This is a genomic window from Nocardia noduli, assembly GCF_019038455.1.
Lineage (GTDB): Bacteria > Actinomycetota > Actinomycetes > Mycobacteriales > Mycobacteriaceae > Nocardia > Nocardia noduli.
The window spans coordinates 1-23,009 of record NZ_JAFMPL010000024.1 but is presented as its reverse complement, the minus strand read 5'-3'; the positions used below and the strand labels follow the sequence as shown (position 1 = coordinate 23,009).

Genomic DNA, 23,009 nt, shown 5'->3' with positions numbered 1-23,009 from the left:
GGACAGCGGTGGTATCGGAGCTGTGAGAAAACGCGCCGGGGGACTCGGATCCGCGTCTCACGGCACCCTGTCGGCCGCGGGCGGCGCGGTATGCGGGTGAACAGGGTCGCCGCGCAGGACGCGACGATGTTCTGGCTGTCCGCGCGTACCCGCAACGATCTGTTCCTGCTCTTCAGTTTCGCCGACGAGGGCGTGCCGACCTCGGTGCTGCGCGCGCTCGTCGAAACCCGCAGCGCCGAGATCGCCGACCTGCGCGTGCGGCTGCGCGCGGTTCGCGGTGATCTCGACTACCCGGCCTGGGTGCCGTGCGATTTCCGCGACGACCAATTCGTCGAACACCACCTGCCCCGCCCGGACTGGCCGCATCTGCTGGACGCCGTCGGGGAACTACTCGACACCTCGGTGGATGCCGCGGTCCGGCCGTGGCGCGTTCACGTATTTCGCGTGGTGGAAGGCGCACCCGCGCCGGGAGTCGAATCCGAACCGGCGACGGTCGTGCTGTTACAGATGTCGCACGCCCTGGTGGACGGACGACGTGCTTCCGCGGTCGCGCGTGCGCTGTTCGCGTCGCCCGGGGTCGGCGCGGAAGCGGTCATGGCGGAATCGGACTCGGATGCCGATTCATCCCGGGATTCGGTATTCGGGCAGGCTCGCGCGCTCGGGAACCGTGCGGTGGGCTTTCTTCGCGGAGTCGGGAGCAGCGAACCCGTCGACGCCGTGGTCGGATTGATCGCTACACCCGTACACGTGGCGCAGACAGTGACGCGCGGTGTGCGCGCCTACCGGGCCCAGCGGGAATTGGCACGATTGACCGCCGCAGGCGCGGTACCCGCGCCCCCGTCGGGGTTCACGCCCACCCCGCTGAACCGATCTGCGGCCGAGGGTATTTCGCGGCACGCGGTGCGCGTGATCGTGACCGACGGTGACGACATGCGGCTCACCGGACGTACCGTGACGGTACTGGCCCTTACCGCGGTATCGGTCGCACTCACCGAATACCTCAGCCTCCGCGGCGAATCGATGGATCGGCTCGGCGCACAGGTGCCCATGGCGATGCCCGCCGGCGCACACGTGCGCAACAACTATCGCGGCCTGGGCGTCGATCTCCACGTGGACGAACCGGATCTGTCCCACCGTGCCGACCGTATCGCCGACGAATTGGCCGAACGCCGGATTCGCGCGGGTCATCCGCTGTTGGGAGCGCAGGAGCGGGTGACGGCGGTGACGCCGGCGCGGGTTCTGCGGCGCGACACCGAGAGTTATCCGCTCGACACTCCCGACTCCATCGCGGGCCATACCGTCGTCTCCAGCGTGCACCGGGGCGCGGCCGATCTCCACTTCGGCGGTCCCGTGCGGTTCACCGGCGGATTTCCCGCGATCGGTTCGGTGATGCACCTGACCCACGGGATTCACGGCCTCGGCGATACGGTGACGATCTCGGTGCACGCCGACGCGGCGGTGCTCCCCGATATCGACGTCTACACCGAACTCCTGCGGGTCGCGTTGAACCGGGTGTCGGCCATCGAACCGCGCTGACGAGCACCCCGGGGGATCACGCTCGTGCGCGGCGCGGTCTCCGACGGCACCGGTTTCCCGAGCGCCCGCACAACCCGCTCGGATGCGTCCTCACTCTCAGGAGTACGCCGCGAGCAGGCGAGAGTTCAAGTCGCGCAGATAGTCTCGTCCGAACGCGCCGTTCTCCAGGTCGTCGGTGAGGATCTCCGGCAGGTCGTGGGCGAATTCGGGAGTGCGAGATCCGGCGGCCAGCGCGATCGTCGCGACCGTGTCGACGTCGCCGGTCCAGGCCACCGCGCCGCGTAACGCCTCACGCAGACTCGTGCTGGTCGAGAGCGTGGTGAGCGCCGCGCGCACGCTCATCCAGCCTTTCGAGCCGACCTTCCCCCGCCACGGTCGCGCCCACGAAGCGCCGAGTCGCGACCCGATCCAGCCGGGCAATTCCGTGACCGGGCCGATCCCGTGGTGGCAGTAGTGCACCGCGAGGGCCGCGGCCTGGGCGGCGGCGATCCCGTCCGGGGTGTCGTGGGTGAGGCGCGCCTGTTCCCGTGCGTAGTGCAGGACGTCCTCGACTGTCGGCAGCAGACCGATCGGGCCCGCGCGCATCGCCGCGCCGCTCTTGTCGCTGGCCGGTTCGATGCGGGCGAGGAAATCGGCCCCGGTGTCGACGGTGTCGAGGAATTGCTGGAACCGTCCGGCGTAGCCGTCGCGTGGGTCCCTGCGGTAGGCGCGCACGAAATACTCGGCCAGATGCGCACGGTCCCAGGGCTTCCCCGACACGAGCAACTCCGCGACCGCCAGCGTCATCTGGGTGTCGTCGGTGTAGGCGCCGGGTCGGATGCCGAGATGCGTCGGATGCTGGACATATCCGGCGAGGGTGTTGTGCTCGGCGACGAAAGCCGCTTCCGCGTACTCGAAACCGGCACCGTACGCGTCACCGACCGCCAACTCGACCAGCATGTTTCCCCCATCGCATCGCACCTCACCACCCCGAACCCTGTCAGCATGCCATCGCGCGACCATTCGCGCGAAGGGATTTCTATCGGGGCGCACCGCGAATTGATATCGCGTACCGTTTTCTCCGCCGTGACCTGCGAGAGGACATTGCGTCCCGCCTTTGTCCTATCAACGACAAGATCGCGTACTTGGCTAATCACAACCGAGCCATCTACTGTGAATTTCGATCACAACGGCGTTGGACAACAAGGAGTTTCCGGTATGGGTGTTCGAGTTCTGGCCGCTGGTTTCGCGGCGTTGGCGGCTACTGCGATGACGGTCTTCGCGGGAGGTGTAGCCGCGGCCGAGCAGAACGAGGCGCAGTTGCGTGCACAGGTGGAAGCAGCCTGCGCGGCCATCGGCGGTACCTACCCGCAGAACTACTTCAATGTTCCCGGCCAGTTCGCGGGCAAGGCGGGGTGCCTGATGCCCGACGGCCGCTACGTCCAGGTCAACCTGCCCGACGGCACCGAGTGCACCAGGGACGCGGGCTTCGGCGTGTGGGTCCGCGGCACCGTCGCCAACGGTGAGTGCCTCTGACACGCTCTGATTTCGCCTGGTAGAGGGCTCCGATCGGTACATCCGATCGGAGCCCTCTTTCGTGCCCGGTCCCTCTAACCGTCCGCTCCGGTGGAACGCGGCTGTTGCAATAGGCAGGTAAATGCCTGCATAATTGTGCGGTGAGTGGCGAGGCGACAGAGATGGACTCGGTTTTCAAGGCGCTGGCCGATTCGACTCGGCGGCGACTGCTCGATCGGCTGCGCGAACACAACGGGCAGACCCTGCGCGAATTGTGCGACAGCGTGGATATGGCGCGGCAGTCGGTGACGCAGCATCTCGACATCCTCGTGCGCGCCGGTCTCGTCACCGTCGTGCGGCGCGGCCGCGAACGGCTGCACTACCTCAATCCGGTGCCGATCCACGACATCGAACAGCGCTGGATCGCGATATTCGACCGCCCCCGCTTACAGATGATCAACGCCATCAAGAATCAGGCAGAGGAGTACGCCATGACCAGTGCATCCATACCGAGCTATGTCTACGTCACCTATATAAAGGCCAGTGCGGAACAGGTGTGGCAGGCCCTGACCGATGCCGATCTGACGGCGCGGTACTGGGGGCACGCGAACGTGTCGGACTGGCAGCCGGGCTCGGAGTGGGAGCACCGCCGCGTCGACGGATCGGACAAGGTCGACGTCTTCGGCACGGTGCTCGAAGCCGAACCGCCCGCCCGTCTCGTCGTCACCTTCGACGATGTCCCGGACGCGGAGAAGACGAGGGAACCGTCGGTGGTCACCTTCCTGGTCGAACCGCACCGCGACATCGTCCGGCTCACCGTGACCCACGAGAAGTTCCCGAACACCGATATGCGCGACGGTATCTCGCAGGGCTGGCCCGCGGTGCTCGCCAACCTCAAATCGCTGCTGGAGACCGGGCACGTCCTCCCGCAGGCGCCGTGGGAGATGACCGACTCGCACGCCTGACGATCACGGAAGGAAGCCGACATGTTCGACACCACAGCACTGCGCGCGGCCTACGACGCGCTGCTCGACGCCGCCGACACCGTCGCGGACACCGCCACCTCGCCGCCGCCCGGCGAATGGAACGCCGACCAGATCCTGGCGCACGTCACCCTCGTGGACGCCACGACCATCGGCGTGGTCGCCGCGGTCACCGCCGGATCCCACACCGTCTACGACACCCGCCTCACGCTCGACCACTGGACCATCGACCGCGCCATCACCCTCGCCGGTGGCTCCGCCGGGCTACGCGCCCGGATCAGCGGCCAAGCGGACGCCATGTGCGCACTGGTCGGCTCGTCGCTGAGCGAGACCGAACTCGACATCCCCGTATCGACCCGACTGCTGTCGGGCACCACGCTGCTGCTCGACCGTCCCGTTCCGCTGCGCGACATCATCACCGGTCTGACGGAAGTGGAACTACCCGGTCATACGAAACAGCTCATGGCCCTGCTCCCGGAACCGGCGGTGGTCACGGCCTGACGTTCGGCGCGGAGAGTCGAAGCGACCGACTTCCCTCCGGTGAGCGGCGCTATCGAAGCGGAACGGCCGGGGTGGATACGTGTGTACGTATCCACCCCGGCCGTTCTCGTGGCGGAGGATAGGGGATTTGAACCCCTGAGGGCGTTAACCCAACCCGCGTTCCAGGCGAGCGCCATAGGCCACTAGGCGAATCCTCCGTGGAGCAGCATAGCGGCTCCACCCCTCGACATGCCAAACCGGGGGTCGGGCGCATGATCGTCGGCGGTGGGATCGGTGGGCCCGCCGCCGTCGGTTCGTCCGGGAACCGACGTTTCGGAGCCGGTCGGTTCGCCCAGGTTTCGGAACCGCGTCGCTCTGACCAGTGCGGACAGATTCGGTATGCCCCGGATTCGTACGGGCGATCGACAACCGGCTACACTTGCCGACGGATCCCGCGCGGCGCGCATCCTGTGAACTCCCCCAGGGCCGGAAGGCAGCAAGGGTCAACGGGCTCTGCCGGGTGCGCGGGGTCCCCTTAATTTCCGGCACTCGGCCGATTCCCTCCCGTGAAGTTCGGGCCGGGGTGGATCGGATTCGGCCCGCATATGCCCCCCACTTCGGAGCGACGGCCGGGTAACGTGAACAGCGGTCCGCCGACGGTCGCCACAGGCTTCGGCCAGGACGTCGAAACACCCCCTTACGCTGCTTCGAAAGGCCTTTCAGGATGCCCCGGCAAACGCAAATCGGTGTGATGAGCCACGAGGAGCTCGTGTCCGAACACGAGACCCAGACCGCGAATTACGTGACGCTCCAGGCCGAAAAGCTCACGCTGGACCTGACGAGGGGTAAACCCTCGCCCGAACAACTGGATCTTTCGGCGGGGCTGTTATCGCTACCGGGTCCGGGCGACTACCGCGACGGCAGCGGGGTCGACTGCCGTAATTACGGTGGGCAGCACGGTCTCCCGGAGTTGCGCGCGATCTTCGGCGAACTGCTGAACATTCCGGTGGAGAACCTGATCGCGGGCAACAACGCGAGCCTGCAACTGATGCACGACGTGATCACCTACGCGATGCTGTACGGCACCAATGATTCCGAGCGGCGCTGGGTCGAGGAATCGACGATCAAATGGTTGTGCCCGAGCCCCGGATACGACCGGCATTTCGCCATCACCGAGGCGCTCGGTTTCGAGATGATCCCGATCCCGATGCGCAACGACGGGCCCGACACCCACGCCATCGCCGAGCTGGTCGCCGCCGACCCGCAGATCAAAGGCCTGTGGGCGGTGCCCAACTACGCCAATCCGACCGGCACGGTCTACTCCGAAGCCGTTGTCCGTGAACTCGTTTCGATGCGCGCCGCGGCGCCGGACTTCCGGTTGTTCTGGGACAACGCCTACGCGGTGCACCCACTGACCGATACCGCCGAGCCCGTCATCGACGTTCTCGGACACGCGGCGGCGGCCGGAAACCCGAACCGCCCCATCGTCTTCGCCTCCACCTCGAAGATCACCTTCGCCGGATCGGGTGTCAGCTTCCTCGGTGCGTCGACCGCGAATCTGGACTGGTACCTGGGGCACGCGGCCAAGAGCAGTATCGGTCCCGACAAGATCAATCAGCTGCGGCACCTGCGTTTCTTCGGTGACGCCGAGGGGGTGCGGGCGCATATGCAGAAGCATCGCGAGATCCTCGAACCCAAATTCGCGCTGGTGCGCAAGATCCTGGAGGACCGGCTCGGCGCGTCGAAGGTGGCGTCCTGGACGGAGCCGAAGGGTGGCTATTTCATCAGCCTCGACGTGCTGGAGGGCACCGCCGCTCGCGTGATCGCGCTGGCCAAGGACGCCGGAATCGCGCTCACCGCAGCCGGTTCGGCCTTCCCGTACCGGAACGACACCGAAGACAAGAATATCCGGATCGCGCCGAGCTTCCCGAAGCTGCCCGAACTGGAGAAGGCCATGGACGGCCTCGCGACCTGTGTGCTGCTCGCCGCGACCGAGAAAGCGCTGGCGGAATAACGGAGGAAACGGCGGGCCCCACCGGAATCCGGTGGGGCCCGCCGTTTTCGAACGGGATCAGCGCGGCTTGTGGGCCAGTACCGCGAACATGGTGACCGAGAGGTGGATATCGCCGTTCTCGGCGCCGCGGCGCAGGTCGGCGAGCAATTGATCGCGCTGGGTCTCGGTGATCGCACCGCGCGCCACCGCCATGGCGGAAATCCTGGTGACCAGCGAGCCCGCGCCGACGGTGCGCTCCTGGACCAGTGCGTGTGAGCCGATGTCATCGATGACAAGGCCCGCCCTGGTGAGCAGTCCCGGGAGCCTGCGGCCCGAGCGCGGATTGGTGGTCGCGGCGGCCAGGGTATCGACGACCTGGCGTACTACGGACAGTTCGCCCGGGTGCACGATCGCGGTGCCCCAGTCGACATCGACCACGACGGTACGGCCGCCCGGCCGCAGCACGCGGGCGATCTCGTTCGCCGCGCGTCCCGGCGCGGTCAGATGCTGGAACACCCGCTCGCACAGCGCGGCGTCGAATGTCTCGGCGCCGAACGGTATGCCGTAGGCGTCGCCGGAATGGAATTTCGCCGACGAGCCCGCCTGTTCGGCCCGCCGCTCGGCGGAGGCGAGCAGATTGGGATCGGGTTCGACGCCGATGGCGGTGCCGCTCGGTCCGACGGCTTCGGCGAACGCGAGAACTTCGGAGCCGGTGCCGGAGCCGATGTCGACGGCGGCTTCACCGAGTCGCAGGGCGAGCGCCTCGTGGGCCCAGGTGCGCAAGCGCCGGATGGCGGGCAGGGCGGCCTGTAGGTCGCGGACGTCGACGAATTGGTCCTGGCCCGCGCTGTCGAAGCGATCCGGTCGGGGGGAGTAAGTATCCATGGGCCCGCGTCCGTCCCTGGTTATCGCCGTCGTCTGGGGCATGGCCGGTAGCCTACCGGGGGGCGCATCGCCCCGCACGGCAGGGGTGTGAGCTGTGTCACGTTCCGGAAGTGGGCGGTGCGAGGTGGATGATCCGCTCGCGCGGCCGCGGTGCGATGATCGGATGTAGTCCGAGTGGCAAACGGCGAAAGGATCCACGGTGACCGTCGAACTGTGTCTCGCGCAGGAACCGGAAGCGGACGAACTGCTCTCCACGGATCCCTTCGCGCTGCTGACCGGAATGCTGCTGGATCAGCAATTCCCGCTCGAACACGCATTCCGCGGCCCCAAGAAAATCGCCGACCGGATGGACGGTTTCGCGATCGATAAGATCGCCGACGCCGACCCCGAGGTTTTCGAAGAGTTGTGTGCGACACCGCCCGCCATCCATCGTTACGGTCGTTCCATGGCGCGCCGGACTCAGGAACTTGCCCGGTATGTCGTCGAGAATTACGGCGGCAGGACCGAGGCGATCTGGACCGAGGGCGATCCGGACGGCAAAGAGGTGCTGCGCCGACTCAAGGCGCTGCCGGGCTACGGCGATCAGAAGGCGCGAATCTTCTTGGCCCTGTTGGGGAAACAGCTCGGGGTGCGGCCCGCGGGGTGGGAGAAGGCCGCGGGCGCGTATTCGGAGGAGGGATCACGTCGTTCGGCGGCCGACATCGTCGACGGTGAGTCGTTGCTCGAGGTTCGCGCTTTCAAAAAGCAGATGAAGGCGGCCGCGAAGGAAACGGCAGGAAAATAGGGTTTCCCGCACGTTTGCGGGTTCGAATCGTGCTGCGTTTTTTCCTCGTCTACTCGGGAATTCTCGGTGATGCTTTCCCTCGAAAGCTGGACCGAGATGAGGGATTGCACGATCATGCGGATGAGGAAACTGGCCGTTGTGGCCGCATTGCTTACGGTGGCGACCGGTGTCGCCGCGGGGACCGCGGGCGCGGCACCCGAGGCGGCCGAACCCGCCTCCATCAATTTCACGGCGCGAGCCACCGACACCCAGTCGATCGTCACCACCGACGCGGGCTCCATCGTCGTGGAAAACGACACCCTGAAGATCAAGGCCGCCGACGGCACCGTCGTCGCGGGCACCGAACTGAAGTTCCGGGTCGACGAGTTCGAATTCCCGATCGCCGCCCAGATCGCGGGAAATACCGCGACCCTGACCCCGCAGCTCGACGCGGCCCAGGCCGTGTACAAGCCGGTCGCGCTGCCCTACGAGGACAAGGCGCCCTGGAAGAACGAGTACGACCGTGAGGTCGCGGCCTGGACCCGTCTGACCAGCAGCATCGCGGCGGGCGCGACCATCGGCACCCTCGTCGGCGGCATCGCGGGCGGCGGCATCGGCTGCGTGGTCGGCGCACTCACGGCGGGGACCTTCGCCGCGGCGACCATCGTCGGGCTGTTCGGTCCGTTCATCCCCGCCGCCGCGGTCGGCTGCCTCGTCGGCGCCAGCACGGTCGGCTTCCTCGGCACCCTGATCGGCCAGATCCTCATCACCGCGCCGGTCGCGATCGCCGCGGCGGTCCAGTACTTCACCACGATCAACGCTCCGGCCCCGGCGCCGGCGAAGTGATCTGACCGGGGAGACTCTTCCCGGTTCGGAACACACGGACGTCACCCGCTGTCGAAAGGCGGCGGGTGACGTCCGTTTCGTTTGTGCTTCGTACCGGCCTACCCGGTCGCTAACCGGCGGACGCCCGCCGTGTCGCTTCCGTGACACGCCGTGGGATATCGCCGTGACCTGCGGAGATCATGTGGGCTTCCACACTGAAATCTGCCATTGTGTTGGTATACCGACCAACCGGGTGTTACCGTTTTTTTATGTCCAGCAACCGCCCCACCGCCCCGCGGGTCACCTACGTGACCGCCGCGCTGGGCCTGCGGTTGCCGTTGACTCGCGAACTGTGTTGTTCCTTCCGCTGCAGCTGAGCTGAGCACCCTCTTTCAGCTCCCGGCTGCCTCGTCGCCGTAGGTGTAGGCACGTCCCGTTTCGATTTCGGGACTTCAGCAAGGAATCTTCATATGGCCCTCCCCATCCTGGAGCGTCCCGCCTCGCGGGCCGCCACCGGTCGTGTCCGTGTCCAGCGTCCAGTCATCGCCCCCGAACTCCGTATCGCCGACAACCCCGCCGCGGCCGTGCTGCGGGCCGCGACCGGTGGCCCGGTCTCCCGCGACAATGCCGCGCGCACAACGGGTCTGAGTATCGCCACCGTCAATCGTCAAGTTTCCGCGCTGCTGGCCGCCGGACTGCTGCGCGAGCGACCTGACCTGACCGCTTCCGGAGCGGTGGGGCGTCCCCGGGTGCCCTTCGAGATCGATCACGAGGCGTACCTGACCCTCGGAATCCACATCGGCGCCGCCGTCACCAAGATCGTCGCGGCCGATCTGCGCGGCCGGATCCTCGGCGGCCTCGCCATCGCCACCCCGCAGACCGGCCAGGAGTTCGCGACCACCACCGTCGCCCGCAGCGCCAAGGCCTTCCTGCAACGCTGGCACCGGCGTAAACCACTGTGGGCCGGTGTCGCCATCGGCGGCCGGGTCGATCCGCTGACCGGTGTGGTCGATCACCCCAAACTGGAATGGCACGGCGCGCCCGTCGGCGCCGTCCTCGGCGAGGTGCTGGAACTGCCGGTTTCGGTGGCCCCGCACGTCGAGGCGATGGCCGCGTCCGAACTGCTGCTGCCGACGCCGGAACCGCGCGAAGGTCAGGAACGCGGTAGCAGCCTGTATTTCTACGTGCGTGAAACCGCCGGAATCGCGGTGACTCTGGACGGCCGGGTGCATACGCCGAGTAACGGCCCCGGTTCCATCGCGCATCTGCCCACCGGCTCGAATGTCGATTGCACCTGCGGCCGTCGCGGCTGCTTGGAGGTCACCGTCGGTGACCGGGCGCTGCACGCACGGGCCGTCGGCCGCGGAATCATCCCCGCGTACAACGGAACCGCCGGATCGACCATCTCCGATCTGTACCGGGCGGCCGAGGCCGGTTCGGAATCCGCGCGTGAGTTGCTCGCCGAGCGGGCGACGATGCTCGGGCACACGGTCGCGATGGTCAGGGACATGCTCAATCCGGATCGGGTCATCCTCGGTGGACAGGCGTTCACTGGTTACCGACCCGCCGTCGCCCACGTGGCGAGTGCGTTCCGGCAGGGTTCGACCCTGCCGCCGACCGATATCCGGATCAGCGGATTCGGCGGCAAGGTGCAGGAATTCGCCGCGGTCGTCACGTCGGTGAGCGCCATCTACGCCGATCCGCTCGCCGCGATGCGCCGACTGTCGCTCAACGACTGATACCGCCTACAGCAACGGCCGGGTCCGATCGGACCCGGCCGTTGTCGTTTCGGGTCAGCCGCGGCCGAAGAGACCTTCCATCGCGGTGATGAAGTACGGGAAATGTCCGGCGAAACGTTGCAGATTCGCGTCGCGCTCGAAACCACCGAACCAGTACAGGCCGGGCTGGGAGTCGGCCGCCGGATTGAGGTCGCGGAAGACGCGGATCCAATTGTCGGCGCGCCCGTTGACGACCGTGAACGGCAGCGCGCGGGAGAACACGGTCTCCTGGTCGCTGTCCGGAATCTGTTCGCGCCGAGTCGCCTCGAGTCCGCGCTGCAAGGCCCGCACCCGGCCGGTGAGTTCGCGGCCGTAGCCGGTGCGCACGGGCAGATAGGCGGGCAGCAGGAAGACCGCGGCACCGCCGATGGCGATGGCGACGCCGACCAGGGCGTGCCCGGCGGAGAAGGCGAGGCCGAGCGTCGCGGCGATACCGGCCACGATCAGCCCGCCGCCGATCAGGCGCGCCAGGCCGGGACCGGAGCGATCGGCGAAGGCCCCGCGCTCGACGGCGTCGGCGATCATCGCCGCGCGGATGGCGTCCACCGAAACCCGGTCCGGCGCACGCAGTTCACTGACGGTGACCGCGTCGACGCCGTCGGGCAGCAGCGCGCCGTAGACGGCCTTCTCGTAGTCGCGCAGTTGGTCGTCGGTGGCGTTCACCCTGGTGATCCGCCAGTCGTTACCTCCCGGGGTGCCGGTGGCCGCGCTGATCGGGGTGACCCAGATATAGCGGCGTACCGCGAGATCCACCACGGTGGCGGCGATATCGATCGGATCGGCGTGCTCGTCGAGCAGTAGACCGGCCTCGCCGGGCAGGATGGCGTCGGGCGAGATGAATCGCACCTGGTCGCCGTCGCGTTCCAGCGGGTCGGCGACATCGGATCCGGATCCGGCCGAGGCGTTCTCGCGCCGGGCGCGCAGCACCACCGCGGCCAATCCGGCGAGGACGGCAAGCAGGACGCCGAACGCGAGCCACACCGGACCGGTCAGGGCGAAGGGGCCGGGTTCGTCCACGCGGATATCGGCGTTGGCCGGTACGGTCCCCGGCGGAAGTTGCAGCGTGAGGTCGATGGTGTCGCCCTTGCGCAGGTCCGTCTGTTCGAGATACAGCGCCCCGGTCGCCTCGACGCGGACGTCGGCGCACGGCCGGATATTGCCCGGCGGGCCGAGTTTGCAGTCGACGATGCCCATCTCGAAACTCGGGGCGATCACCGAGGCGCTGATCGAGGCGATATCGGTGCTCATCACCCCGATCCAGCGGAAGACCTGGGTGCCGGGCGCGTCCCTGACGGTGTTGTGCAGGGAGTAGGTGAAGGTCGATTCGCCGGGGTCGGCGTCGATGGTGAACCGGTCACCGGCGACGGTCGCGGTGCCCGCGCCGGTGGTATCGACATCGGTGACCTGGAAGACCCGCTCGACATCGTCGCTCACCTGGAGGCGCAGCGGCAGCGCCATCGTGAAGTGGCCGCCCTCGGGCACATTCACGGTCTCCACCACATCGAGGACACCCTCGCGGTTCAGGGTCAGATCCGCGGTGATCGTGACACCCGAAGCGGCGGGCTGGGCGGATGCGGGTACGGCCGCCGCCATTCCAAGGCCTGCGAGAACAAGCGCGCTCGCGGCGGCCCCCCGAAATGTCAGCATGGCTGCCTACTCTAGACAAGTTGCTATCCTTCGTCAGCGGCACGGCGCGAGCGACGGGCCCGGCGGCAGCAGCGCAGCGTCACCACACGGGGGCCTGACGCGCGCTGCTGATACCAACACTGTCGGTGACCAATCGAGACGAGGGGGTACGGGGGAGTGACGCAACCACCGTACGGATCCGGACCGGTTCCACCCGGCGGGCGGCCGGGGCCGCCACCGGGATACGGCACACCGCCCGGATACGGTCAGCAGCCCGGTTACCGACCGCAGCCGGGATACGGCCAGCAGCCCGGATACGGGCAGCCCGCCAACCGGCCCGGATACGGTCCGCAGCCGGGTTACGGTTCGCCGCAGGGGTATCCGCCGTCCGGATATCGCCAGGGAATGCCTGCGCCCATGCCCTACGGACCGCCGGGCCGTGCGCCGCAGCGTCCGCGTAAACGTGGTGGCGGCGGCCTGTTGGCACTGCTGGTGGTGGTGATCGTGCTGGTGGCGGGCGGTTTGGTGCTCAACGCCGCGCGCAGCGTCGTCGACGATCCGTCCGCCGGTCCCGACCCGAGTCTGACCTTTCCGTCCGACGGCACCTCGGCGTCGGCGGAGACCGCGAACAATCCGCTGCTCACCGATACCGACGCGACCCTGGTTCCGGCCCGTTGCAGCTATTCGGCGTGGGGCACCCAGGTCGAGACGGCACGCAAATTCTTCGACAGCGCCGCCGACTGCCTGGAGTCCGCGTGGAAACCGGTACTCGCCGAGGCGGATCTGCCGTTCGAGCCGCCGACGGTGAACGTCAGTGCGAACACCACCGGCATCACCACCCCCTGCACCGGTTCCACCACGAATTTCGCCGCGTTCTACTGCCCGGCGAACAAGACCATCTACATGCCGATCAGTCAGTTGCAGACGGATCTGTTCAAGGACAACTGGGTCGTATACCTGTCGGTGTTCGCGCACGAGTACGGACATCACGTGCAGGCCATGTCGGGAATCCTGCGCAAGGCCAATGCCGAACGGGTCGACGCCGGTACCCGAAGCGACCGTGGTCTCGAACTCTCGCGCCGCGTCGAATTGCAGGCCCAGTGCTTCAACGGCATGTACGTCGGCTCGTCGGCCGATGCGGGCTCGCTGACCAACTCGCAGATCACCATCGCCAAACGCGATGCCAACGGCCGCGGTGACGCGCCCTCCGATTCCCGCGATCACGGCACCCCCGAGAACAGCGGCGACTGGTTCGAACTCGGATTGGAGAGGAATCTGACCTCGCGGTGCAATACGTTCACCGCGTCGGCGGATTCGGTCGAATGAGCCCGGCCCGCCGCTGACCTGTAACGTGTTGCACTTCGGTCGATTCGAGTGTGAGGCGTTGGCGATGGTCTGTTTCTTCGCGCGGGACGGGCACCGACTGGTCGCGCGGGAGCTCGCGATCAGCCACTGGTCCGCTGATCAGCTGAGCGGTCCCGGCGTGTGCGGTGTGCTGGCACGGCGACTGGAGACGCACTGTCCGGCCGGATTCGTTCCGGCCCGGTTGACCGTCGACCTGTTCAGTCCGGTGAGCAATGTGCCGCTCGAGGTCGACAGCGACATCGTGCGCAGGGGTACAAGGATCGCCGTCGCGGACGCGTCCATCGCCCAGGGCGGCAAGACGAGGGTCCGCGCGACGGCGGTATTCCTCGCCACCGGGACCGAGCCACCGGGCCGGGTGTGGAGTCCGACGCCGGATCTGCCCATGCCGCCGCCCGGATGCGTATCCCCGAACGGGGCGCCACCGCTGTTCAAGAGCGGCGATCGGGACTGGAGCGGCGATTTCACCGTGAACCAGAACGCCGACCGCAAGATCTCCTGGCACGCCATGCCCGCACTCGTCGAGGACGAGCCGCTGACACCGTTCCAGCACGCGGCGATGGTGGGCGACACCACCAATCACATCTGTCACTGGGGTTCGGAGGGCGCGGGTTATATCAACGCCGATATGACCCTGACCCTCTCGCGGCTGCCCACCGGCTTCGAACTCGGGCTGCGCGCCGACAACACCATTGCCGCCGACGGGATCTCGATCGGCACCGCGACCCTCTACGATCGCGCGGGCCAACTCGGAACCTGCGTGGTGAGCACGTTGTCGAACGCCCGACGTCAGATCGACTACTCGCAGTTCCGGGTGTCCGAGCGCGCGGGCTGATCCACGTCGACGCTCCGGGCCTCCCGTGGTGATCCCGTGGCGGTGACCGGAGGTACGGCCCCGGTGCCGAGGTAGCGGTGGGTCGCGTCGTACACATCGCGCTGATAGGCGCGATCGCGGGAACGGGCCGATGACAACGTCACCCGTCCGGTATCCACGGCGCGGACCGCGCGGATATAGCTGCCGCCGGGGTACGCGACCGGTCGCGTGGCGACCGCGACCACCGTGCGCGCGCACCGCCGCGGGGATGTCATCACCGGCGCGCCGACGAGGCCGATCACCCGCAGCGCACCGCCCGCGCTGCGCTGGAATCCGGTACGCACGGCACCGGGATCCACCGCGTACACCCGTGCGCGCTCGCCCCACCGCTCGGCCAGCGCGTAGGTGTAGGCGAGGTTGAGGAGTTTGCTCGCCGAGTACGCGCGCAGCTGCGTCCATTCGCTCGGATACGACCAGTCCTCCGGTGGGCGGGCCCGAGCTTCCAGGTACGAGGTCATCATGATCACGCGTGCGGGGGAATCCGACCGTCCGCGAGCCGATTCCAACAGTGGTCCGAGATCCCGGGTGAGTTCGGCGACCGCCAGATGGTTGACCGCTACCGTCCGTTCGACACCGTCCGGGGTGAGCCGGTGCCGATCGAAGGCGGCACCGGCGTTGTTCACGAGGACATCGAGACCGGCCGGGGCGGCACCGTGCACCTGTTCGACCAGGCGAGCGACCCCCGCCCGCGTTTCTAGGTCGGCGTCGAGTGGAACGAGACGACCCGGCACGTCGCCCATCCGCGTGGTGGCCTCCCGCGCACGCTCCGCGCTACGCCCGTGCACCAGGACGGTCCAGCCGAGGCGTGCCAGGGAGTGGGCGACCGAGAATCCGATACCGCCGGTCGCGCCGGTCACCAAGGCGGTCGAGGCCGGTGGGACCGCCGATCGGTTCGTTGTGTCCATTGCTCTCATTGTGGGAGTCCAGAATGGAATGCCAATACCAAAAAATCGAGTCCGGAGAAGCCGATGCCAGCATCCGTCGACACACTGACCGCCAAAGGACTGCGTACCCGCACCAGAATCGTCGATACCGCCACCCGCCTGATCCTCGCGAACGGTGCGCACGGCACGACGATGGAGGCGATCCAGCACGAGTCCGAAGTCAGTGCCTCCCAGCTCTACCACTACTTCGACAACAAACGGGATCTGCTGGCGGCCGTCATCCAGGCCAGTACCGAGATCGTGCTCGCCAACACCCGGCTGCTCGAGATGCGTTCGCTGCGGGATCTGCGCGCCTGGCGGGACGCGGTGGTCGACGCGGCGCGCGCGACCGGGTGCCGCGTCGGTTGCCCGTTGGCGTCGTTCGCCGAGGACATCCCGGATTCCGATCCGGAACTCCTCGAACTGGTGGCCGCCGGATTGCGCCGTCTGACCGCCGCCGTCGCCACGGGCCTGACCGCCATGCGCGATGCGGGAGAACTGCTGTCCGACACCGACATCGACCGCTTGGCCCTGGTCGTGGTCACCGCGTACGAGGGCGGCATGCTCGTCTCGAGGGCGCAGCGCGCACCCGAGCCCCTGGAAGCGGCGCTCGACGCCGCCGTCGCCTGCGTCGAGGCGCGGGCGACGGGCTAGCTCTCGTCCAAGCGCCGGGGCGAGTGTCCGTGCACGCCTTCGGCGTACGCGGTTTCGGCGTGCAGCGCGAAATCGATGCCGGAGGTCTCGTCCTCCCTGCTGACGCGGAAGCCGACGACCTTGGCGACGCCGGAGCCGAGCGCGTAGGTGACCCCGAAGGCGTAGGCCGCGACCGCGAGTACGGCGACAACCTGTTTGCCCAGCTGAGCGGGGCCGCCGCCGAAGAAGAGTCCTTCGACGCCGCCGGTCATCACCTCGGCGGCCAACAGGCCGATCAGCACGGTGCCGACCACGCCGCCCATGAAGTGCACACCGACCACGTCGAGCGAATCGTCGTAGCCCGCCTTGTGTTTCCAGCCGACCGCGAACGAGCACACCACACCCGCCGCGGTGCCGACGACGACGGCGCCGAGGGTGTTGACCGAACCGCAGGACGGCGTGATCGCGACCAGACCCGCCACCACGCCCGAGGCCGCGCCGAAGGTGGTCGGACGTCCGTCGCGGACCTGTTCCACCGCGAGCCAGCCGAGCATGCCGAGACAGCCCGCGACGAGGGTGTTCAGGAAGACGGCCGCGGCGATGCCGTCGGCGGCCAGTGCCGATCCGGCGTTGAATCCGAACCAGCCGAACCACAGCAGGCCCGCGCCGAGCAGGACGAAGGGCAGATTGTGCGGACGCATCGCGTCGATCTTGAAGCCGACGCGCGGGCCGAGCACCAGGGCCAGCGCGAGCGCGGAGGAGCCCGACGCGACCTCGACGACCAGACCGCCCGCGTAATCGAGTGCGCCGAACGACATCAGCCAGCCGTCGGGACCCCACACCCAGTGCGCGATCGGCACGTAGACCACCAGCGTCCAGAGCGGGACGAACACCATCCACCCGGCGAATTTCGCCCGGTCCGCGATGGCGCCGCTGACCAGCGCGACGGTCAGCACGGCGAAGGTCAGTTGGAAGGTCGCGAACAGCAGTTCCGGCACCCCGCCGTGCGCGGTCTCGTGCACGGTGTTCGGGTCGATGCCCACCATGCCCGCGTGCGAGAGATCGCCGATCAGGCCGCCGCCCGCGTCGTCGCCGAAGGCGAGGCTGTAGCCGAGCAGCAGCCAGACGACGGTGACCAGCGGTATCGAGATGAAACTCATCATCAGCATGTTCAGCACACCGGTGGAGCGCACCATGCCGCCGTAGAAGATGGCCAGCGCGGGAGTCATCAGCAGCACCAGCGCCGTGCTCACGAGCAACCAGGCGGTGGCCGCGGGATCGATGGTCGGTGGCATGGAGACTCCTTCTGACACCTCGGGGCGTTGCAAGGAAGTTACCGAATCCGCACGGCCACCGAGCCGGACAGGTCCGCCGCGAGCGGGACTCAGGGCGGATCACGCCTGAGCCGGTCCAGCCAGTCGGTGATCTCGTCCGGCCCCGGTGCGTCCCCGATCATGTCGAGCACCGCGTGTCCGACACAGGCCGCCGACAGCACCCGGTCCGCGCTCGCCTCCACCTCACCCCACGGCAGGAACGGTTTGGCGATCAACAGGGAGGCGATACCGTGCGCGGCGGCCCAGAGTTCGAGGACGATGGGCGTCGGGTCGCCCGGGGTCATGACGCCTTCGTCCATGCATTCGCGCACCGTCGTCGCGAACAGTCGGAACGCGCCGCTGCTCAGTACCCGGTCCACCGCGCCGCTCTCGGTCGTGGGCGCGGTGGCGACCCGGTACTGCGCCGGATGTTCCAGCGCGTAGCGGACATAGGCCATGCCCTGGGCTCGTAACCTGCTCATGGCGGACAGCGCGGGATCGCTCGCCGCGTGCATCGCGCCGGACAGATCTTCGAAGGCGCGGGCGACCACCGCTTCGATCAATTCGTCCTTGTCGGCGAAATGCCGGTAGATCGACGGCGCGCTGATGCCGACCATCCTGCCGACATCCCGGATCGACACCGCCTCGGAATGCCCGGCGTTGGCGAGCAATTCGGCTGTGGCGTCGAGGATTTCGGCACGGAGTCGAGCTCCGGAACCGCGAGGTGAACGTGGACGAGGTGATGCGGTCATAGGCGTGCGGCGGCGACCGGTTCGCGGTCGGGCTCTACCTCCTCCGACAGGCCGATGCGAGTGTGCAGACGCACCAGCGGTTTCGGGGCCCACCAGTTGAGCGGGCCGAGCAGTCGCATCAGGGCGGGGGCGAGCAGACCTCGGATGATGGTCGCGTCGGCCAGGATGGTCAGGGTCAGACCCAGCCCCATCAGCTGCATGAACGCCACTTTGGAAGTAATCATCGCGCCCATGACGATAGCCATCAGCACGGCCGCGGCGGTGAAAATGCGTCCGGTCCTGGCGACGCCGATGGCGACCGCGCGGGTGTTGTCGTGGGTGAGCAGCCATTCCTCACGGATGCGCGACAACAGGAAGACCTCGTAGTCCATCGACAGGCCGAACGCGAGACAGAACATCAGGATCGGCATGGTCGGCACCATGTGCCCGACCGGTGTGAAGCCGAGCAGACCCGACAGATGTCCGTCCTGGAAGATCCACACCATCGCGCCGAAGGCCGCGGCCAGCGACAGGGTGTTGAGCAGCAGCGCCTTGATCGGCAGCACCACGCTGCCGGTGAACAGGAACAGCACCACGAATGTCGTCAACGCGATCAGCGCCAGCGCCAACGGCATTCGCGCGCCGAGCGCGGCGAGCGAGTCGGCGTTGACCGCGGCCGCGCCGCCGTAGAGGGCGGGCGCGGGCGCGTCGACGGCGCGGATCTCGTTCAGTTGGTCCTGTCCGCCGGGGGAGTAGGGATCGAGGCGAGTGGAGACGCTGAGGTAGGTGCCGGTGTCGTTGGACATGCCGGGCGGGGCCGGGGCGACGCGCTGACCGTTGACGTACACACCGGCCGCGGAGAGCACCGCGGGCACGTCGTCGATGGCGGACAGCCGGGCGGCGTAGGCGCCGATCGCGGCGGTGTCACCCCGGTAGTCGTCGAGTACGACGGTGGTGACGGCTCCCGGATCGGCCTGCGGGAATTCCTCGCGCAGGGTGTCACCGACTTGGTGGGCGGGCGCGCTGGTCGGCAGCACCCGGTCGTCGGGGTAGCCGAATTTCACCGAGAGGAACGGTGATCCGAGGGCGAGCAGGATCGCGATGATGACGACCGACACCGGCACCGCGTGGCGCATGACCCAATGGACCAGGCGGTACCAGCCGCTCTGCTCGGGGGTGATCGGGCCGGGGTGCGGATCGCGGCCGAACAGGCGCCGCAGCGGTACGCGCAGGTCGACGGCGTTGACCCGGTGCCCGAGCAGCACGAGCGCGGCGGGCAGCACCAGGATCGACGCGGCGGCGGCCGCGGCGACGACCGCGACGCCGGTATAGGCGAAGGATTTGAGGAAGTAGAGGTTGAACACGCTCAGCACCGCCATCGACAGCGCGACGGTCAGCGCCGAGAACAGCACCGTGCGACCGGCGGTCTGCACGGCCCGGATGGTGGCGGCGACGGGTTCGAGGCCGTTGCCGAGTTCCTCGCGATATCTGCTGACGATGAACAGGGCGTAGTCGATGGCCAGTGCCAGGCCCATCGCGGTGGTCAGGTTCAGCGCGTAGATCGAGACATCGGTGAAGACGGTGAACAGGCGCAGGATCGCCAGCGTGACCGCGATGGCGAACAGGCCGATGATCAGCGGCAGGGAGGCCGCGACGAGACTGCCGAAGACCAGGACGAGCACGATCATCGACAGCGGTATCGCCACGGATTCGGCGACCGCGAGATCGCGGGTGGTCTGGGTGTTGACGTCGTGGTAGATCGCGGCGATTCCGCCCTGTCTGACCGTGACGCCGTCCGTGGTTCCGGTGAGCTCGTCGGCGAGGTCGCCCGCGACCCGCTGGATTTCGGTTTCGTCGCCGACCAGATAGGCCACGATCAGCGCGCTCTTGCCGTCGGTGCCGCGCAGCGCCGAGGCGAGCGTCGGCGGTGCGGTCCAGTAGGACCGGGTGCCACGCACGTCCGATCGCGACTGCAAGGTGTCGACCAGGGACAGCCCCGCCGCGCGGGTGACGGGGTCGTCGGCGCCCGCGTCGGATTCGACCAACAGGACGAAATTGGGGGCGGCGCCGTCGAAATCGTCGGCGAGCAACCGGGTGACCCGGGACGATTCGGCGTCGTCGGAGGTGAATCCGCCGGATTTGAGATGGCCCGCCGCGGTGGCGCCGAAGATGCCGCAGAACAGCGCGAAGGCCAGGGCCGCGGCGAGTACGGTGCGCGGTCTTCCGGTGGCGAGATGGGCGATTCTGGTCAGCATCCGAGATCCCCTCCGTAGGTTAACGACGTTAGAGTAACGCTGTTAACCTACGAAAGTCGAGAGCTCGATCGGGTCAGCGGCGCGCCTGTTTGGCCAGTGCGCGCTGACCGCGTCGGCCCGGAACGGGCATTCCGTCGACGATGTCGACCCATTCGGCCGTACAGAGCCACAACTGCTGGGTCGTCGCGTCGGCGGTGTCGAAGAACACGCGGCGGGCCCGGTCGTCGCGCAGTTCGTGAGCGACCGCCGACCAGCGCGGCGAACGTCCGTGGCCCTCGCGGTATTCGGCGAGGAAACCCGCGACCAGCGTGCCGATGGAGTTCACCGGTCGCAGTGAGACCCGATTGCCGTACTTCGCGGCATGGAATCGCCGCCCCGCGCACAGCGACTGCGGATTGGCATTCGAGGCGATCCATCCCGCGCGCTGGGCGCGTTCGATCAACCACAGGTGTTTGACCGCGCTCGGCGGAACTTCGCCGATTCGCTCCTGGATCAGCGCCATGACCGGTTCGGAATTGAGGATGTCGCGCCGGATCGGGCCGGTGCCGTGTTCGGTCCAGTGCTCGTGCGCCAGGCGGGCGAGGGTGCGACCGAATTCATCGATGCTGCGCTGGGCGCGGCGGCCGAGGCGTTCGATCCGTTCGGCCTCGTGGCGCATCTCGTTCTGTGCGGTCAGGGTGCGGATGGCGGCCATCGTCGGTACCTGGCCGCGTTCGAGTAGTTCCAGAATCGCCGAGGCGGTCGCCGGGTCGGCGGTCGCGGCCACCGGCAGTGAATCGCGTTTCAGCGCGAAATCCCGCGGACTGATGGCCCGGCTCAGCAGGTCGACCGCGATCGGGTCGCCCGCGAAGTCGGTGCTGGAGAGCAGTGCGGTGGCGATGTCGTCACAAGACGGCACGTGGAACATTCCTCCGGGGAAGTCGGTGGGAGTTCGGCGATGACGCCCGAGGATCATGGGATTCCAGGTTGTGCCCCGGTCGGGATGAGGGACCGACCGGGGCCACCAACCTGATGAAGGTTTGGCTACCGAAGTTGCCGATAACCACGGTAGCCAGCAGCTTGCATGGATGTCACTGATGGTGATGGATTCGTTACATCCATTTCGACGCCCGAAAACGGGGCGTGAGTATGTCTAGCTCTGTTTATCCGCCGACGAGAGTGCTTGTGCGGGAATCTGGTCGCCTCTTCTTTTGTGATTGCCCTTGGGTAGCCATCGCGAATGTGGTTCGAGCGGCGCGAAGAAGGCGACGTGAATTATGTGATCTATATCACTCATTGGGTCCGGCTCGGCCGTGTCGCACCGTGGCCGTCGGCGGAATGTTCTTTGTCGGCCCACGCCGGTAACCTCTGGCCGTGGCTCTGTACCGGAAGTACCGACCGGCAACGTTCGCTGAGGTAGTGGGTCAGGAGCACGTCACCGACCCTTTGAGTACCGCGCTCGACACCGGGCGGATCAGTCATGCCTACCTCTTCTCCGGCCCGCGCGGCTGCGGTAAGACCTCCTCCGCGCGCATCCTCGCGCGTTCCCTCAACTGCGTGGAGGGCCCGACGTCGACACCGTGCGGCGTCTGCTCGTCCTGCGTCGCGCTCGGTCCCGGCGGTCCGGGCAATCTCGATGTGATCGAACTCGACGCCGCCAGCCACGGTGGTGTCGACGACACCCGCGAACTGCGTGATCGCGCGTTCTACGCGCCGGCGGAATCCCGATACCGGGTATTCATCGTCGACGAGGCGCACATGGTCAGCACCGCGGGGTTCAACGCGCTGCTCAAGATCGTCGAGGAGCCGCCCGCGCATCTGATCTTCATCTTCGCCACCACCGAACCGGACAAGGTGCTGCCGACGATTCGTTCGCGCACCCACCACTATCCGTTCCGGCTGTTGCCGCCGACGACGATGCACGGACTGCTCGCGCGCATCTGCGAACAGGAGAACGTACCGGTCGAAGACGCGGTGTACCCGTTGGTGATTCGCGCGGGCGGCGGATCGCCGCGTGACAGTCTCAGCGTGCTCGACCAACTGCTGGCAGGAGCGGGTCCGGAGGGCGTCACCTATACGCGCGCGGTATCGCTGCTCGGCGTCACCGATGTCGCGCTGATCGACGACGCGGTGCACGCGCTGGCCTCGGAGGACGGCGCCGCCCTGTTCGGCACCGTGGACCGGGTGATGGAGGCCGGGCACGACCCGCGTCGATTCGCGGTCGATCTGCTGGAACGCTTCCGGGATCTGATCCTGATGCGCGCGGTCCCCGACGCCACCGACCGCGGTCTGGTCTCCGGCCCCGGCGACGTACTCGCGCGGATGAACGAACAGGCCGAACGCATCGGCCCCGCCACCCTGACCCGCTACGCCGAACTGCTGCACGAGGGGCTCGGCGAGATGCGCGGCGCCACCGCCCCGCGACTGCTCCTCGAGATCGTGTGCGCACGCATGCTGCTGCCCTCGGTCGCCGACACCGAATCCGCCACCCTCCAACGCCTCGAGCGCCTCGAGCGTGGTGTCGCCACCGGTGCGATCGCTCCCGCCGCCATCTCTGCCCCCGCCGCCTCTGCCCC

At 67.7% G+C, this 23,009-nt stretch carries 20 protein-coding genes, 1 tRNA gene and 1 other RNA gene; 13 read left to right on the top strand and 9 right to left on the bottom strand.

Going from position 1 to position 23,009, the window contains the following annotated elements; all coding sequences use genetic code 11:
* The first annotated feature begins 90 nt into the window (after positions 1-90).
* Entirely contained in the window at positions 91-1,536 is a 1,446-nt protein-coding gene (locus JZ792_RS16040) for a condensation domain-containing protein (protein WP_216911264.1), read from the top strand.
* A 96-nt stretch (positions 1,537-1,632) separates the two neighbouring features.
* Here JZ792_RS16040 and JZ792_RS16035 read toward each other — a convergent pair whose 3' ends face one another.
* Positions 1,633-2,475, bottom strand: coding sequence for an ADP-ribosylglycohydrolase family protein (locus tag JZ792_RS16035; RefSeq protein WP_216911263.1), 843 nt, complete (start codon positions 2,473-2,475; stop codon positions 1,633-1,635).
* A 258-nt stretch (positions 2,476-2,733) separates the two neighbouring features.
* Between JZ792_RS16035 and JZ792_RS16030 the strand changes: the two genes are divergently transcribed.
* The 3 genes from JZ792_RS16030 (at position 2,734) to JZ792_RS16020 (ending at position 4,514) form a co-directional block, all read left to right on the top strand.
* The gene (locus JZ792_RS16030) at positions 2,734-3,051 is read left to right on the top strand and encodes a hypothetical protein (protein WP_109522787.1); all 318 of its coding nucleotides are present in this window, start codon (positions 2,734-2,736) and stop codon (positions 3,049-3,051) included.
* Positions 3,052-3,212: 161 nt separating this feature from the next.
* On the top strand, positions 3,213-3,995 hold the full coding sequence (locus JZ792_RS16025; RefSeq protein WP_216911262.1) for an ArsR/SmtB family transcription factor: 783 nt from the start codon (positions 3,213-3,215) through the stop codon (positions 3,993-3,995).
* Positions 3,996-4,016: 21 nt separating this feature from the next.
* Entirely contained in the window at positions 4,017-4,514 is a 498-nt protein-coding gene (locus JZ792_RS16020; protein WP_216911261.1) for a hypothetical protein, read from the top strand.
* A gap of 109 nt (positions 4,515-4,623) precedes the next feature.
* On the opposite strand, the gene JZ792_RS16015 is transcribed toward JZ792_RS16020, so the two are convergent.
* A tRNA-Ser gene (locus tag JZ792_RS16015) sits at positions 4,624-4,711 on the bottom strand.
* A 226-nt stretch (positions 4,712-4,937) separates the two neighbouring features.
* Here JZ792_RS16015 and ffs point away from each other — a divergent pair.
* Positions 4,938-5,032: signal recognition particle sRNA small type (gene ffs / locus JZ792_RS16010), an RNA gene on the top strand.
* 185 nt (positions 5,033-5,217) lie between these two features.
* Positions 5,218-6,507, top strand: a complete 1,290-nt coding sequence (locus JZ792_RS16005) for an aspartate aminotransferase type Ic (protein WP_216911260.1) — start codon at positions 5,218-5,220, stop codon at positions 6,505-6,507.
* 57 nt (positions 6,508-6,564) lie between these two features.
* Here JZ792_RS16005 and JZ792_RS16000 read toward each other — a convergent pair whose 3' ends face one another.
* The gene (locus JZ792_RS16000; RefSeq protein ID WP_216911259.1) at positions 6,565-7,371 is read right to left on the bottom strand and encodes a methyltransferase domain-containing protein; all 807 of its coding nucleotides are present in this window, start codon (positions 7,369-7,371) and stop codon (positions 6,565-6,567) included.
* Between the two features lie 199 nt (positions 7,372-7,570).
* Here JZ792_RS16000 and JZ792_RS15995 point away from each other — a divergent pair, with 199 nt between their 5' ends.
* From JZ792_RS15995 to JZ792_RS15985, 3 genes are all read left to right on the top strand, one after another.
* Positions 7,571-8,155: an HhH-GPD-type base excision DNA repair protein gene (locus tag JZ792_RS15995; RefSeq protein WP_216911258.1), complete on the top strand. Its 585-nt coding sequence runs from the start codon at positions 7,571-7,573 to the stop codon at positions 8,153-8,155.
* A 114-nt stretch (positions 8,156-8,269) separates the two neighbouring features.
* Positions 8,270-8,980 carry a DUF8020 domain-containing protein gene (locus JZ792_RS15990; protein WP_216911257.1) on the top strand — a complete coding sequence of 237 codons (711 nt, stop codon included), beginning with the start codon at positions 8,270-8,272 and terminating at the stop codon, positions 8,978-8,980.
* A gap of 449 nt (positions 8,981-9,429) precedes the next feature.
* Positions 9,430-10,698: an ROK family transcriptional regulator gene (locus tag JZ792_RS15985; protein ID WP_216911256.1), complete on the top strand. Its 1,269-nt coding sequence runs from the start codon at positions 9,430-9,432 to the stop codon at positions 10,696-10,698.
* 54 nt (positions 10,699-10,752) lie between these two features.
* Here the strand turns inward: JZ792_RS15985 and JZ792_RS15980 are convergent, their stop codons facing one another.
* Positions 10,753-12,384: a DUF2207 family protein gene (locus JZ792_RS15980; RefSeq protein WP_216911255.1), complete on the bottom strand. Its 1,632-nt coding sequence runs from the start codon at positions 12,382-12,384 to the stop codon at positions 10,753-10,755.
* A gap of 156 nt (positions 12,385-12,540) precedes the next feature.
* Here JZ792_RS15980 and JZ792_RS15975 point away from each other — a divergent pair, with 156 nt between their 5' ends.
* Together JZ792_RS15975 and JZ792_RS15970 are read left to right on the top strand one after the other, a co-directional pair.
* On the top strand, positions 12,541-13,689 hold the full coding sequence (locus JZ792_RS15975; RefSeq protein WP_308165319.1) for a neutral zinc metallopeptidase: 1,149 nt from the start codon (positions 12,541-12,543) through the stop codon (positions 13,687-13,689).
* Between the two features lie 64 nt (positions 13,690-13,753).
* Entirely contained in the window at positions 13,754-14,560 is an 807-nt protein-coding gene (locus JZ792_RS15970) for an acyl-CoA thioesterase domain-containing protein (RefSeq protein WP_216911254.1), read from the top strand.
* Here JZ792_RS15970 and JZ792_RS15965 read toward each other — a convergent pair.
* Positions 14,524-15,504 carry an SDR family NAD(P)-dependent oxidoreductase gene (locus JZ792_RS15965; protein WP_216911253.1) on the bottom strand — a complete coding sequence of 327 codons (981 nt, stop codon included), beginning with the start codon at positions 15,502-15,504 and terminating at the stop codon, positions 14,524-14,526. The genes JZ792_RS15970 and JZ792_RS15965 overlap by 37 nt on opposite strands.
* 63 nt (positions 15,505-15,567) lie before the next feature.
* Between JZ792_RS15965 and JZ792_RS15960 the strand changes: the two genes are divergently transcribed.
* A complete protein-coding gene (locus JZ792_RS15960; protein ID WP_216911252.1) occupies positions 15,568-16,176 on the top strand; it encodes a TetR/AcrR family transcriptional regulator in 609 nt (202 codons plus the stop codon).
* On the opposite strand, the gene JZ792_RS15955 is transcribed toward JZ792_RS15960, so the two are convergent.
* From JZ792_RS15955 to JZ792_RS15940, 4 genes are all read right to left on the bottom strand, one after another.
* Complete coding sequence (locus JZ792_RS15955; protein WP_216911251.1) at positions 16,173-17,450, bottom strand: ammonium transporter; 1,278 nt, start codon at positions 17,448-17,450, stop codon at positions 16,173-16,175. The genes JZ792_RS15960 and JZ792_RS15955 overlap by 4 nt on opposite strands.
* An 89-nt stretch (positions 17,451-17,539) precedes the next feature.
* A complete protein-coding gene (locus JZ792_RS15950) occupies positions 17,540-18,220 on the bottom strand; it encodes a TetR/AcrR family transcriptional regulator (protein WP_216911250.1) in 681 nt (226 codons plus the stop codon).
* On the bottom strand, positions 18,217-20,454 hold the full coding sequence (locus JZ792_RS15945; RefSeq protein ID WP_216911249.1) for an MMPL family transporter: 2,238 nt from the start codon (positions 20,452-20,454) through the stop codon (positions 18,217-18,219). Before JZ792_RS15945 ends, JZ792_RS15950 begins: the two co-directional genes overlap by 4 nt.
* Positions 20,455-20,527: 73 nt before the next feature.
* On the bottom strand, positions 20,528-21,361 hold the full coding sequence (locus JZ792_RS15940; protein WP_254189903.1) for a hypothetical protein: 834 nt from the start codon (positions 21,359-21,361) through the stop codon (positions 20,528-20,530).
* Between the two features lie 446 nt (positions 21,362-21,807).
* Between JZ792_RS15940 and JZ792_RS15935 the strand changes: the two genes are divergently transcribed.
* Positions 21,808-23,009: DNA polymerase III subunit gamma and tau (locus JZ792_RS15935; protein WP_216911247.1), on the top strand; the 1,202-nt coding region annotated here is incomplete at its 3' end.